The organism is Vibrio hepatarius (assembly GCF_011806575.1).
In the GTDB taxonomy this organism is placed as follows: Bacteria; Pseudomonadota; Gammaproteobacteria; order Enterobacterales; family Vibrionaceae; genus Vibrio; species Vibrio hepatarius_A.
Genome location: NZ_JAATOO010000001.1, coordinates 303,464 through 317,331 on the forward strand (window position 1 = coordinate 303,464; position 13,868 = coordinate 317,331).

Genomic DNA, 13,868 nt, shown 5'->3' on the forward strand with positions numbered 1-13,868 from the left:
AGATATTAGAAATAATGAATTTAGCGATCCATAGACTCAAACTTAAATGTAAATTTAGTTTTATTTAATCCACAAGCAAATTGCGATGTAAACTCGTGACTTCTAGCAATGACTGCTTAAGCCATTGGTGTCCCGTATCTTGTTGCTGAGACTGATGCCAAGTCATATAAACAGGTAAAGTGCTCAACTCGAAAGGCACAGGTAATACTTGTAGCGGGTGTCCTGGAGTGAGCAAATCAGCGTGCCATTGACTCGTAACGCATAACCAATCCGTCTGAGCCGCAAACATGACAGCATTACATATCGAGTCTGTTTTATAGACAATGTTTCGATTTGGCTGAGGGTCACTTGCTAATGAGTCCACGATGTCTCTATTAAGACGTTGCGTTTTCCACAAAATATGCCCCTCGGAAAAAAATTGCGAGTGGCTCAAAGTATTTTGAATACGCGGATGATTTTTCCGACAAACAACGACGAGCGGCAACTCAAGTAACAGTTCGTTAAAGTAACCATGCTCCTCAAGCGGTGTCGTCGTTAGAATGAGGTCCACCTTACGCATTCGCAAATCTGCGTGTCGATTACTTTCGTCAATATGTTCAATATCAGCTCTGAACTTGACTTTGGGAGCATGCTGGTCACGAAAATGGACAAGTGATGGAATAATTATTAGGTCAAGGTCTTTATGACTTGAAAGGCGAAAAGTACGTTGACTGGATTGAGGATTGAATTGTTGACGTGACTTAGCACCGTTTAGCAGTAGGTTGAGAGGAGCTTGGATCTCTTCGTGCAACTCGATAGCAAAGTTGGTTGGCGCAATACCACGACCTTTTCGAATAAAAAGTGGATCTTGATATTGTTCTCGCAGTCGATTAAGAGCATGACTGACAGCTGGCGCTGTAATCCCCAAACTCTCTGCAGTGGCATTCACACTACGTGTTTTCATTACAACATCGAATGTTTTTAAGAGATTGAGATCCATACGAGTCCTATTCACCCCGGCATTTTTACTATGTTACGGCCGCATAATATCTGTGTTAGTTAAATTAGGATACATTGAGATAACGAGAAATAGAACTACTGCCACAGAGGCTAAGCGATTAATCGCATTAAGTTTTTTAATCAGCCGATCGGAAAATAAATAGCAATGAGAATGTTCAGATAGAAAAAAGCCATATCTAAGATATGGCTTTATGAATGACACTAACCGAAATTAATCATTGAGAGTGCCTCTCAACGCAACACTACTGAACAATAGAAGTCGTTACTTTTTCTATTTTTTGGTTGAACTCAAATGGAGCTTGGTAGTCTTTACTTACTGCGCCACCTTCATCTTCACCAATACCCACACCGTCATCGAGTGAGAATAAACGAGAGATGGTATTCGGTATTAGCTTCTTATTCACAAGCTTGCCGTTAACGTATAAGTAAGCATTACCACCTTTACCAGCACCAGCAGCGTTGCCTTTACCGCCAACACCATCTTCATCATAGCGGAACTCCACTTTGATCTCATTGTCGCCTTTCTTCAACTTATCGCCAGTCACTTTCGTGTATTCATAGGTTAGCCAGTTGTATTCAAATGTCGGAACACCATTTTTTACATACAAAGTCCAACCAGCAAAATTACCACCTTGAGCGATAATAACACCATTGGTGTTTTTCACATCATCTGTAGAAATGTTCGCGACTAAATCAAACGATTTATTTTTGATATTCAAGAAAGAGTTTTCAGGTATACCTTTAGCGCCTTCGTACAAAGTTAGGCTCTGCTTACCAAACATCGCATCTGGTCGGCCTGCGACTTCGGCGTTCATACGCTCAAGAGTACGATCATCAATTGGGTACACATGATTATCTTCTGCTTCTTTATCGAAGAGTTTCTTCATTTCTTCCAATTTTTCAGGCTGTTCTTTCGCTAAATCTTTAGATAGCGACCAGTCTTTAGTGGTATCAAACAACTCCCACTCATCCTTTTGCAAGGTTTTGAACTTCGCTGATGTTTCGGTTAATGCCCAATGTGTAACCCTTGCTAACCAACCATCTTTGTAAATTGCGCGGTTACCTGCAAGCTCAAAATATTGGGTTTTATGCTTAGTTTCTGCTTTTGGATCGGTAAATGTCTGAGCAAAACTCACACCCGCCATTGGTATTTGTTCAACACCTTCGACTTGCTTTGGTTCTGGAAGGTTAGCTGCTTCTAACACTGTTGGTGCAATATCGACGACATGAGACCATTGACTACGAATAGTTTGACCGTTCTTTTTAATGCCATTAGGCCAACTTACAACCATCCCATTTCGAGTACCGCCATAGTCCGACGCCATACCCTTCGTCCAAACAAATGGTGAATCACCCGCGACAGCCCATCCTGAAGCATAATGGCCAAAGCTCTCTGGTCCACCGAGTTTGTCAATGTTCTTAAGTGCATAAGAAGGGTCTTCTTCAATGCCGTTATAAAAAGCAAGTGAGTTCAAGCTGCCGTTTCTATTCCCTTCCGCACTCGCTCCGTTGTCGCCGACAATGTAGAAAATGAGCGTATTGTCGTACTCGCCATTTTTCTTAAGCGTATCAACGATTCGCCCAATCTCATAATCCGTGTGTGCTAAAAACCCTGCATAAACTTCCATTTGACGTTCGAATACACGCTTTTCATCTTTAGTCAGTGAATCCCAACGAGGAACGAAGTCAGGCATTGGTGGCAGTACTGTGTCTTTCGGAATAATCCCATTGGCCTTTTGACGCTCGAAGGTCTCTTGCCTTAACTTATCCCAGCCCATTGAGAACTTGCCTTTAAACTTATCAATCCATTCTCGCGGCGCTTGATGAGGGGCATGAGCAGCGCCAGGCGCATAATAAGCAAAGAAAGGTTTATCGGAGTTGTAACTGTGTTCCAGGTTTAACCACTCGATGGTCTTATCGGTCATATCGGCAGTAAAGTGGTAGTTTTCTTTACGTGGCGTTTTAATGCGTGTATTGCCATCAATCAAGACCGGTTGGAACTGATCAGTTTCACCGCCAAAGAAACCATAAAACTTATCGAAGCCAACTTGTTTTGGCCATAGCGTTTGGTCACCTGCTGGGCCTGTTTCCCAAGGTGGGATCTCATGGTTCTTACCAAACATTGCCGTGCTATAACCATTGTATTTTAGGATCTTTGGTAAAGCCGCAATGTAGTTAGGCCTTACACCAGTATTGCCTGGAAATGCCGTCGCAGTTTCAGCAATCGAACCCATATTGTTTTGGTGATGATTACGCCCTGTCAGTAAAGCGGTACGAGTTGCAGAGCTAACACCAGTGGTGTGGAATTGGTTATACATCAAACCTTGTTTAGCCAAAGCATTCAGCGTTGGCATCTCAATGGCCCCACCAAACAGTGATGATTGGCTAAAGCCAACATCATCTAACAAGATGACCAAGACATTGGGCGCGCCCTCTGGCGCTTTTACACGTGAAGTTGGTTCTGGACGTTGTACATCTCTTACATCTAATTGAGAATATGTTTGAGGCTCTACATCTGGAATAGGAAGCTGAGTTCTGTCTGGTGCTCCTGCGGCTGTAACCAAGCACGGAGCCAGTGCACCGGTGAGGGTGACCGTCGCTTTCAATAAAGTCATTTAATTTTCTACCTTCTACTTTGACGTGGTTAGGATCAATGGGCCATTTAATGCTTGCATGACGTAACTCGCTGGATAACCGTTCGCGAGTAGTGTTGTCATAGCCTGCAAATACTTGTGTATTGAATTGAAGAAGAAGTAATAACCGTCACAAAGAACGTTTTCATACTCTCCAGAATCAGACAGATAACGGTGTTTTGGGCATCCACCATTACAAAGTTGTAAAAATTGACAGTTTGTACATCGCTGAGACAGACGAGATTCTTTGTTAAATACGTTTTTATTGTCATCTTTAATCTCTTTGAGATCTGTTGTGACGACATTTCCGATTTTGGATTCTGGGTAGGCTACATGATCACAAAAGTAAACATCACCGTTAGCTTCAACAGCGTATGACGATCCACAGTTTTTCGCATGAATACAATTGGGGGATGGATTACCAATGTGTTGGGTCAATGCTTGCTCAAAATTAGCAATGAAGACTTTACCGACGTCTTTAGCAATCCAAAGATTAAAAATATCCACCAGAAACTGGCCGTATGCTTTTGCATCTACCGCCCAAGAAACCGGGTTATATCTGTGCTCATCTAGCTTAGCGGTTGAAAAAATCAAGTTGCTTCCAAAGTGCTGCCCACGCGACTGCTCAACTTCTGTGGGAGCCGACTCCACCAGCGGTGAAAATTGAATGTGTTTAACTTTATGCTTGCGAAAAAATGTGTAAATAGCCTCAGCATGCTGACAATATTCTTTGCTTACACATGCCAGCACATTGAACTCAACGTTCATTTTTTGGAGTAGCTTCAAAGCTTTCATTATTTCATCGAAGGCGCTTTTGCCTTGTTTCGTTCGGTATTTACCTTGAAGCCACTCCGGACCATCAAGGCTTAATCCAACAAGGAAGTTGTTTTCTCTGAAAAATCGACACCATTTTTCATCTAATCTTGAACCATTAGTTTGAAGTGTATTTTTAATAATTTTATTGCCAGCGTATTTTCGTTGGAACTCGACAGCCTTCTCGAAGAAGCCAATCCCCGCTAACGTAGGCTCTCCACCATGCCATGCAAATTCAACTTCTGGCGTACTCTGGCTACTAATATAATTTCTAACATAAGCCTCAAGGGTATCCAGGCTCATCGATTTGTGTGAGTTGAGAAGAGATTCTTTTTCTAAATAGAAACAATATTGACAGTCATAGTTACATTTTGAACCAACAACTTTTACCGTCGTATGCAAGCCTTTCATAAACATGCCGTTTATCTGAACATTGTTGCTTTATTGTAGTCCAATTTGTAGGTGTCACAATTGTTAATTATGATACTTGATAGTTATCACTTATGATAACATTGAGCCATATCGATATTAGAGAGCTTTGTAATGGAATTTAATTACAACTTGTTGAAACCACTCGCTTTACTACTAGAAAATCAAAGCATTACCGAAACCGCGAAGCAAATGTCTACAAGTACTTCTGCCATCAGCAGAACGCTCAAAACATTGCGAGAGATATTTAAAGATGAGTTACTGATACGAAAGAACAGTGGGATGGAGTTAACGCCAAAAGCCGTGTCTCTACGCCCTAAAGTCAATGCTATTGTTAACAATATAAACAGTTTGTCTGAAGAGCTGTCTTTTGAGCCATTAACGGCTCAATTAGAACTAAACATCGCTATGAATGGCTATATTGCTCATTGGCTTGCACCAGCGATTATCCAATATTTGGCTCAGTATGCTCCTAATATCGAGTTGACCATCGAAGATTGGAATGAACTAACCCCAGAGCGTATCAATACTCAACGGGTCCATTGTGGTATCCATTACTTTCCTTTGGATCTAAACAAAAACTTAGTACAAAGAAAGATAGGTGAAGATAAATCGGTGATAGTTTGCCGCAAAGACCACCCAATCGTAGATCAACCGATAACAATGGAAACGATAGCTGCCTATCCTCTCGCGATCCATCTACAAAAACACTGGAATGAACGCCAAGATCAGCTGTCAAAGCTGCTACAAAATCACGGTATAGATTTCAACGTTAAGCTAAAGACGACACACGTTAATGTCATCATCAACGCACTAGAAACAACAGATCTACTGTTCCCCTGTTCGATTTACTTAGCGAAACAACTTGACGAAAGATTAACGTATATAACGTCAAATGATGAAATGTTATCGACAATACAAAATAAAGAGTTTGCGTTTATTTGTGATAAAACTCATAGAGGTGCTCCTTTCATGATTTGGTTACAAAATGTGATTTCTAATTTAATGAAGAATATGCCTCAAGAATTGAATCAATAACTTTGTTCTTTAAACGCAGAGGGCTGGTACATGAAGCTGCACAAGGAGGTTGTTTGTTTATCAACTCGCACCAACGAGCACTGAGTTAGTACCATTACAAAAGATGAGTCATTGAAAAAATAAGTTATTGATTTAAAGAAGATTGCATAGCAAAAAGCCGCTAATAAAAGCGGCTTTTTTAAATGGTAATGTTTGCAACATAAGTATTCATAAGACTAACCTACGTTCAAACAGTTAGGGGTAGAATTGCATCATTAGTTCTCAGAACTTTGCATCAAAAGATTTCATATCCAGATGAGGTTTTCAATTTGAGGTTGAAAAGATCAAATGTATATCACACACCGTAAATTGGCTTTGTAATTCATTATTGGACAATAGTTTGTCAGTGTCTTTGCTAAATTAGCCATTTATGAATAACTACAGATATGGTAAGTCGCTTAACTTAGTGTCCATATTGATGGTGCAGTTTCAGAGAGCAGAGTGCTTGGTTTAAGAAGGATCGGGGCATCCGTGAGTCAGCTAAGTACAGAGGTGTGGCACGTAGATAAATATGGCACACCTCTAGACAACAGCGAAATTAGCGACTTGCTCCTAATTCTGACATTTATTGAGAAGCTGTTGCGCTTTTTTTGGTGACCACCGTTAGATAGACCTGAGAGATAACAGTCATTGCAACAATTGAGAAAACTATCCTAGCCCACAGAATCATATTTAGGTCAGCGCCAAGTAACATAATCAAAGCGGTATCTTCAAATACACTATGAACCAAGTTCAGAAGTAACACTGTGATTACCGCATCATGTTTCGCGAGACGCCCTTTTTGGGATTCATTGATAATTAAACCACCACCATAGGAAAGGCCCAATGTGATGCCGATAACAGCCAAGTTTGCCGCCTCCCGACTGACTCTTAGCACCTTCAAAAAAGGCACCATCAACAACGACATTAAATGCTCGATTCTAAAGAGCTTTAACAATCTCAGCACCACGATAAGAACAGATATCACACAAAAGATGGCAACGAGATTTTCAATCTGACCTAACGTCCATTCATAGTAATTGGCATAACCCTCTGTATCATTGCTCCATAGGATCTGAGCAAGCTCTTGGCTTTGTTCTGTATGTGCGTAGTAGATAGCTTGTAGCCACGCAAATAATAAACCACCACCAATTCTCACCGCTAACGTTGCCCACACTGGCACGCCAGCTCGCTTAGAAATCATCCCTTCAACGGGAAGGCCATGGCAGACAAGTAATAGGCTGCCAAGAACAGTTACTTGAGCAACACTCAAAGCAACATCGGTATTAACTAGGACTAGCAAGCCAGCGTACAAGTTGGTCAACATGGTTGTTGCCCATACAAGAGCCATCGAGCTAGGTAGCCCCAACACACTCATCAACGGCTCTAACAGCTCACTAAGAAGCTCCACTCCACCTAACTTATCTGCTATTTCAACCAGAATAATCATAGGGATCATCACCTTAAATAGTGTCAATGTTGTTGACACTATGTCTTTGCATAGCTGTTGGATCTCTGCAAACACTCTCTTCATTTCAGTACCTTGGGAAATGTGATTACTTGGTGAAAATGATAATACGAACGTTAATTAATAATTCCCTCTATTTATAGCAATAGAGTGGAGACATATTTTGTATTTTTGCTATATTTTACGAATTATTTCCCAATTGACCCGCTGTAGGAAATTATGGAAATCGACCGTATTGACCGTAGCATCCTGATGGTATTGCAAAAAAATAATCGTATTCCAAATGTTGATCTCGCTGAGCAGGTAGGGCTGTCTCCGCCAGCTTGTCTCAAAAGAGTGAAGCGTTTGCGAGAGGCTGGTGTTATCATTGGGGATGTATCGATCATCAACCCTGAACTTGTGGGGAATCGTATTACATTTGTTGTTTCGATCGAAATGGATAGTGACCGAGGTGATGTCTATAAGAGTTTTCGTCAGTCTATATTGAAATACCCAGAGGTAACACAGTGTTATCAAATATCGGGAAGTTATGACTTTCTACTGATTGTGCAGGTGGAAAGTATTCCTGTATATGAGCGTTTTATCGAGGGTTCATTACGAAGAGACCTAAATATACGCAAATTTCACACCTCGATTTCGTTGAGAACAGTGAAGTTTACTACAGAAGTAGCTCTAAGCACGCCAAGTTGTGGTCTAGACAAACTCTTCTGATGTAACTTACTTCCTACCTGGTCGAATTAATCAGTATTGATGTTGATTTGAGTTGCTATCATCCATTACCAAAAGTGTGGCATATCAATTAGATATTTTAATCAATCTAAAAAGAGGTCGAAACTCATTTTGGGGCAAAAGTAAGTTTTATAACGAAAGTTGCGTAACTGAACCTGCATGATTGATTTGTAATGCAGAGAGGAGCAAATTTAAGTAAACCTCTCTGAGTTAGTTAGATCGGCTTCGTGACAGAACCTATAAGCTATACATCAAACGAAATAGTGGTATTTGTCATTTTCGCAATTAGCCCACTTACTCTTTTGCGCATCTCCCGTCTATCAACAATCATATCGAGTGCACCATGCTCTAAAAGAAACTCACTTTGCTGAAAGCCTTCAGGCAATTTTTCCCGAACCGTTTGTTCAATAACACGACGCCCGGCAAATCCGATTCTGGCTCTAGGCTCTCCAATATTGATGTCACCTAGCATAGCCAGACTAGCTGAAACACCACCATATGTCTGATCTGTGAGTACGGATATATAGGGTAACCTAGCGATTGACAGTTTATTTAAAGCAGCACTGGTTTTAGACATTTGCATCAAAGACATAAGCGACTCTTGCATGCGAGCCCCACCACAAGCAGAGAAGCATACTAACCCGCAATTAGATTCAATTGCAGCGTCTACAGCCTTAACGAAACGAGCACCAACAACGGAACCCATCGAGCCAGCCATAAAAGAAAACTCAAATGCACAGGCAACAATAGGTAAACCCATTAAGTTTCCTTTCATCACAACTAACGCATCTTTTTCTCCTGTGCATTTCTGTGCCAAAGCAAGGCGTTCCTTATATCGTCTAATATCTTTAAAGTTCAACAAATCTTTAGGCTCATGCTCTAGGGCAATTTCCATGCGTTCGCTCTTATCCAGAAAGGTTTCTAAACGACGGCGTGCCGCCATCCTCATATGATGGCTGCATTTGGAACAGACGGATAAATTCTCTTCCAAGGCAATACGATACAGAACCTGATCACATGATGGGCATTTGGCCCACACCCCCTCTGGAATCGACGCTCTACGTGTCGCGTTCAACTTGTTCTTATCTAATAACTTTTCTAACCAACTCATAGCAAACCTTTGCAGACCATTTAAATTTACAACCATTGTATAAGCCTGTTTTTGGTAATAAAGTCACTTGTATGGGTTTAATAATCCAACAAAATGGGATTAAAGATATGTTTGATAAGATTGACCAGCAGTGGCTAAAAAGTTTTCACTGTGTCTATGAGAACGATAGTTTTAAACGAGCCGCGGAATTTCTCAGTTTGCCAACCTCAAACGTCAGCCGCCATATCGCTTTACTGGAAGATAAACTAAATACGCGATTATTCGACAGAACCACACGACAAATCGCTCCAACAGATGCAGGAGACCATCTTTATCTACGTACTCAACCATTAATCGAAAGACTGGATGATGCGCTTGAGGAAGTAGCTCAACATTCTCAGGAAATTATTGGGCAACTGAGAGTTTTGATGCCCGATTCACCACATTTAGCTCAAGCTGTGGTTTCTTTCTGTGCCCAACACCCCTCCATATCATTATGTTGCGATACCAGTATAAACCCAAAGGAAGACTTCCTAGATGGTTTCGACATCATCTTAAGTTTTCACCGAGGAAAGCTCGACGACAACAACTGGATAGCGAAAGAGATCAAACGTTGGACAAGTTCTGTTGTGGCATCCCCCAAACTCATACAGAAGTATCCCAGACCTTTTAAGATTACCGATTTAAAACATGTTCCATGTATCAATACCTTTACCGCGTTAAATGGAACACCATGGATCTTCAAAAATGCTGAAGGTGCGCTGGTTACTCAAAAGGTACAGTCTTCATTTAAAATTAACAGTGGATATCTAGCTAAATCAGGCGCATTAGCTGGGTTGGGGTTCGCGATACTACCAACCGAATCCTGTCGTAATGAGATAGAAGCTGGTTCACTGGAAATAATAGAAATGGAATACGAACCTGAAGATTTGGTGTTATATGCCTTTTACGCTTCAAGAAAACACTTGGCAAAAAAGATCCCAACGTTTATTGAACACCTAAAGCACCAAGCACATTAATATAAAAGCACATATACAGACGAACAACGGCTGTAAAAAGCTTAGTCTGAAACGCGCATTTTAATTTAGGTGATAATCTACTTAAATTGGTTACTACTCGGTATCCGTGGAAAGTCAATTCTGAGAGTTTTAGCATCACATTCTAGTTCCCAGACATAAGGAAAAGTTCGATGATTACGATCGAGCGCTCTAAAATCAGGCACATCAACTCTAACAGGACATTGACTCGCACACGCTTTGCACGCTAGGCAGCCATTCATCACCTCATGAACTTCATGCGATAGATCATCAGATGCGGGGCGAAATATCAGTTGACTCAGCTTCTGAGCCAAAAGCTTGACCGACAACGTTTGATTGAGAAGTTGTTGTTCGTTAGCGAGCAAATCGAAACCACTGTCATTAAGGCGACGCAACCATTCACGCATTATCCCAGCCCTCCCTTTAGGAGAGTGGCGATGATCGGCTGTTACTTTAAATGAGGAAGTTGCTGGTAGACGCTGTTATCAGTCGCCATACTCAATCGAGTGGTATAGCGAGCATCAGTATCCCCCTTGAAACCAAGCTGTTTAAGGGTGTTAAAGAACTTGATAACCACAGGATCAGAGGAAACCTGTAGCGGAAGTGCAGGAAGCATAATTTGAATCAGTGCCTTACAGTTGTCTTTCTAGGTTGGTAACATGAATGCAGAGTTAAAAGCGGTAGAGGCGCTTGGGGTTATCGACCAGAATCTTGCCAAACAGTGTCGTATCTTGCGTCCAGTGCCACAAGGTATCTAACAACTGGCCATCATTTGGCATCTCAGCATCGAAGCATGGGTGAGGCCAATCCGATCCCCAGACACATTGCTCTTCATTCGCTTCTAGTAAAGCTTGAGCAAATGGAGAAACGTCATCATAAGGCGGCGATTGAGGCGACAAACGATACGGCGCCGACAGTTTTGTCCACACTTTCCCGTCGGCCTTAAGCTTCAATAAGGTTTGAAAACCAGGATGAGAAATAAGCTTGCTTGTTGGCATATGTCCAAGATGATCAATCACTACGGGCACTGGTAAAGCCCTTAATCGGTGATATAAGTGATCAAACTGCGAAACATCAATTAAGCATTGAAGGTGCCAGTGTCGCTCTGCAAGGCGAGCCGCTAAACGTTCAACATCACGCCACTCAATACCACCTTTAAACAGCAAATTCATCCGTACACCACAAAATCCGGCTTCTTGTAGCTCATCCAGCGTTTGCTCGGAAACATCCGCATCCACGACTGCGACACCTTTGTAGTCGTAACCTTGCTGGCGCAAATACCTTAGCGCATCAAGATGCAACTGGTTGTCATTGCCATACACACTCGGCTGAACCAACACGCCATGACGGATACCTAACTGCTGGTGTAAATGCAGGTACGCGCCGACGCTGGCATCGGGTGGCGTGTAGGTTCGCGTTTCACAATACGGATAACGTGAAGAAAAAACGTGGGCGTGACAATCAACCGCGCCTTCAGGAATCGCGATTGTCGGTTTATTTACAAATGGGTCAGCCGCTTCACAAAATGGAATTATGCTCATCGAAAATCATCCTGTCAGAAAGGTAGAGGTGCCATCAACGAAAGCACCTCTTGTAAACTTAACTGAAGTTCTCACTCAACCAGTTCGCGATCACGCCAGAGAACTGAATAAACTTAGGGTCGTCGTCCAACATCCACTCGGTGTGACCACCTTCCGGCAGTAGGAAAAGAGATTTAGGCCCAGGGTATTTCGCGTACAGCGACTTTGCTTCGGTCACTGGGTGAAGGTCATTTTCTGCACCGTGAGCAATTAAGATTGGCGCGTCTGCAAATCGCTCGTCCAGTAGAGCTTCCGGTTTGAAATTGATTAGAGAGTCCGCAAAATCCAGATCAGATGTCACGCCGTAGCCCGGCGCTTTGACCAGTTCAGTGAATACATATTCGCGGCTTACTGGATCAAGCGGGTAGATTTCAAACGGATCAATCCCCTGCTTTTCTCCACCAAGAGCAAGACGTGTACGCTCTTCTAGCATAAATTGACGGAACGCTTTCCAACCGTGCTCGCCACGTTGAGCAACCTGAACACGTACCGCATCATAAAAGCCATTCATGGAGATAAGGCCATCAATCGCATCTTGGCAAACGCGGTAAGCATCAAGGATTAATCCACCTGCCATGCCCCAGCCAGCCAGTACGACTTTACGTCCTTCCTCGTTAGCGCGCTGTTTCACAACCGCAACTGCATTGGCGATGTCTCGTACTTGTTCATCCAGGATAACTCGCTCACGAATCCCCTCAGATTCACCAAAGCCACGGTAGTCAAACCCGAATACCGTAAAGCCCTTCGCAGTTAAGGCTCTCGCGTAACGTTCTGGGTGAATATTTTTTTGCCCAGTAAAGCCTGAGCAGACAATAACGATCGGTAAGTCTGGGTTGTTAACGTTCTCGTCAGTAAAAAAAGCGCCATCAAGGCGTAGACCATCACTAATTACTGGGGCTTTTTGTTCAATCATAATTATCTCGTCCAAATGAATGTGTATGCTCGACAAAGAACTCCTTGTCTTAAGTCACATCATGTGCGAATTCCGATAGCAATAATTTAACAATTACGACATTCTTATCCAGAAATACGACATAAACGAACTGCCCACTTGGTGACCACTGAGAATGAAAACGACACACACGTATCGCATTGGTTTTTTCCTTATTCCTGATTTTTCGATGCTCTCTTTTTCGGCGGTTATCGAACCTCTTCGAATGGCCAATCGCCTCGCTGGTTGCGATTTGTATCAGTGGGATATTTATGGATTCGAAGATAAAGAAGTGTCGGCCAGCAATGGCGTTTCATTCTCGCCAACACAGTCAGTCAATAACATTGCTCATTTAGACTTGCTGCTGGTTGTAGCAGGTATTGGCGCCCATGTTGCTGCCGCAAGTAGCTCGATGAATCAGTGGTTAAAGCAAGCGCTTCGTCAAGGTATCGCCGTGGGTTCGACTTCGACAGGCAGCGTATTGTTAGCAAAAGCTGGGCTATTAAAAAACAAAACGTGTACGGTGCATTGGGAGTCCGCCAACAGTCTGGCAGAGGAGTTTCCAAACATTAAAGTGACCAGTGAGTTATACGAATTCGACCCACGCACACCAACTTGTTCGGGCGGCTTAGCAGGTTTGGATATGATGCTTCATTTAATTACAAACCAACATGGGAGTGACTTGGCGAATCAAGTAGCTGAGCAATGCATTCACCCCGCGATTCGACCGGCGCATGATAAACAGCGCATGTCATTAATTCGTAAACACAACATCCGCCACCCGCGCCTGCTCGACGCTGTAGAGATCATGGAAGCTAACATGGAAGAGCCGCTAAAGTGCTATGAAATTGGTAAGCAAGTCGGGTTATCGGTCAGGCAGATGGAAAGGTTATTTTTGCAATACTTGCAAGACAAACCAGGCAATTACTACCTTCAATTGCGCTTAGAACGCGCTCAACATTTGTTGTTGCAAACCATGTTGTCCATCACCCAAATCAGCACCGCTTGTGGGTTCAGTTCTACATCGTATTTTGCTCGCTGCTACAAAAAACGCTATGAGAAAACGCCGCGCGAGGAGCGACGTTTAGCTTAAGATTAAGTAA

The 13,868-nt window shown here is 42.5% G+C and carries 11 protein-coding genes; 4 read left to right on the forward strand and 7 right to left on the reverse strand.

The window, feature by feature from the left end; genetic code table 11:
• Positions 1–64 precede the first annotated feature (64 nt).
• From HCZ42_RS01320 to HCZ42_RS01330, 3 genes are all read right to left on the reverse strand, one after another.
• Positions 65–979 (reverse strand): LysR family transcriptional regulator, encoded by a 915-nt coding sequence (locus HCZ42_RS01320; protein WP_167418984.1) that lies wholly within the window; start codon positions 977–979, stop codon positions 65–67.
• Positions 980–1,241: 262 nt separating this feature from the next.
• Positions 1,242–3,614, reverse strand: a complete 2,373-nt coding sequence (locus HCZ42_RS01325) for an arylsulfatase (RefSeq protein WP_167418985.1) — start codon at positions 3,612–3,614, stop codon at positions 1,242–1,244.
• Positions 3,615–3,629: 15 nt separating this feature from the next.
• Entirely contained in the window at positions 3,630–4,856 is a 1,227-nt protein-coding gene (locus tag HCZ42_RS01330) for an anaerobic sulfatase maturase (protein ID WP_167418986.1), read from the reverse strand.
• A 132-nt stretch (positions 4,857–4,988) separates the two neighbouring features.
• Here HCZ42_RS01330 and HCZ42_RS01335 point away from each other — a divergent pair, with 132 nt between their 5' ends.
• Positions 4,989–5,912 carry a LysR family transcriptional regulator gene (locus tag HCZ42_RS01335; protein ID WP_167418987.1) on the forward strand — a complete coding sequence of 308 codons (924 nt, stop codon included), beginning with the start codon at positions 4,989–4,991 and terminating at the stop codon, positions 5,910–5,912.
• Between the two features lie 604 nt (positions 5,913–6,516).
• Here the strand turns inward: HCZ42_RS01335 and HCZ42_RS01340 are convergent.
• A complete protein-coding gene (locus tag HCZ42_RS01340) occupies positions 6,517–7,464 on the reverse strand; it encodes a hypothetical protein (protein WP_167418988.1) in 948 nt (315 codons plus the stop codon).
• Between the two features lie 153 nt (positions 7,465–7,617).
• On the opposite strand from HCZ42_RS01340, the gene HCZ42_RS01345 reads away from it, so the two are divergent.
• On the forward strand, positions 7,618–8,109 hold the full coding sequence (locus HCZ42_RS01345; RefSeq protein WP_167418989.1) for an Lrp/AsnC family transcriptional regulator: 492 nt from the start codon (positions 7,618–7,620) through the stop codon (positions 8,107–8,109).
• Positions 8,110–8,371: 262 nt separating this feature from the next.
• On the opposite strand, the gene accD is transcribed toward HCZ42_RS01345, so the two are convergent.
• Positions 8,372–9,238: an acetyl-CoA carboxylase, carboxyltransferase subunit beta gene (gene accD, locus HCZ42_RS01350; RefSeq protein WP_167419027.1), complete on the reverse strand. Its 867-nt coding sequence runs from the start codon at positions 9,236–9,238 to the stop codon at positions 8,372–8,374.
• 107 nt (positions 9,239–9,345) lie between these two features.
• Here accD and HCZ42_RS01355 point away from each other — a divergent pair, with 107 nt between their 5' ends.
• Positions 9,346–10,236 carry a LysR family transcriptional regulator gene (locus HCZ42_RS01355; protein ID WP_167418990.1) on the forward strand — a complete coding sequence of 297 codons (891 nt, stop codon included), beginning with the start codon at positions 9,346–9,348 and terminating at the stop codon, positions 10,234–10,236.
• 689 nt (positions 10,237–10,925) lie between these two features.
• Here HCZ42_RS01355 and HCZ42_RS01365 read toward each other — a convergent pair.
• Together HCZ42_RS01365 and HCZ42_RS01370 are read right to left on the reverse strand one after the other, a co-directional pair.
• On the reverse strand, positions 10,926–11,795 hold the full coding sequence (locus tag HCZ42_RS01365; RefSeq protein ID WP_167418991.1) for an amidohydrolase family protein: 870 nt from the start codon (positions 11,793–11,795) through the stop codon (positions 10,926–10,928).
• A 58-nt stretch (positions 11,796–11,853) separates the two neighbouring features.
• Positions 11,854–12,747, reverse strand: coding sequence for an alpha/beta hydrolase (locus HCZ42_RS01370; RefSeq protein WP_167418992.1), 894 nt, complete (start codon positions 12,745–12,747; stop codon positions 11,854–11,856).
• A gap of 154 nt (positions 12,748–12,901) precedes the next feature.
• Between HCZ42_RS01370 and HCZ42_RS01375 the strand changes: the two genes are divergently transcribed.
• Complete coding sequence (locus tag HCZ42_RS01375) at positions 12,902–13,858, forward strand: GlxA family transcriptional regulator (RefSeq protein ID WP_167418993.1); 957 nt, start codon at positions 12,902–12,904, stop codon at positions 13,856–13,858.
• Positions 13,859–13,868 lie beyond the last annotated feature (10 nt).

Bases quoted from the DNA above. Each gene is read 5' to 3' on its own strand.
- HCZ42_RS01320 (WP_167418984.1), bottom strand. From the start codon at position 979: ATGGATCTCAATCTCTTAAAAACATTCGATGTTGTAATGAAAACACGT.
- HCZ42_RS01325 (WP_167418985.1), bottom strand. From the start codon at position 3,614: ATGACTTTATTGAAAGCGACGGTCACCCTCACCGGTGCACTGGCTCCG.
- HCZ42_RS01330 (WP_167418986.1), bottom strand. From the start codon at position 4,856: ATGAAAGGCTTGCATACGACGGTAAAAGTTGTTGGTTCAAAATGTAAC.
- HCZ42_RS01335 (WP_167418987.1), top strand. From the start codon at position 4,989: ATGGAATTTAATTACAACTTGTTGAAACCACTCGCTTTACTACTAGAA.
- HCZ42_RS01340 (WP_167418988.1), bottom strand. From the start codon at position 7,464: ATGAAGAGAGTGTTTGCAGAGATCCAACAGCTATGCAAAGACATAGTG.
- HCZ42_RS01345 (WP_167418989.1), top strand. From the start codon at position 7,618: ATGGAAATCGACCGTATTGACCGTAGCATCCTGATGGTATTGCAAAAA.
- accD (WP_167419027.1), bottom strand. From the start codon at position 9,238: ATGAGTTGGTTAGAAAAGTTATTAGATAAGAACAAGTTGAACGCGACA.
- HCZ42_RS01355 (WP_167418990.1), top strand. From the start codon at position 9,346: ATGTTTGATAAGATTGACCAGCAGTGGCTAAAAAGTTTTCACTGTGTC.
- HCZ42_RS01365 (WP_167418991.1), bottom strand. From the start codon at position 11,795: ATGAGCATAATTCCATTTTGTGAAGCGGCTGACCCATTTGTAAATAAA.
- HCZ42_RS01370 (WP_167418992.1), bottom strand. From the start codon at position 12,747: ATGATTGAACAAAAAGCCCCAGTAATTAGTGATGGTCTACGCCTTGAT.
- HCZ42_RS01375 (WP_167418993.1), top strand. From the start codon at position 12,902: ATGAAAACGACACACACGTATCGCATTGGTTTTTTCCTTATTCCTGAT.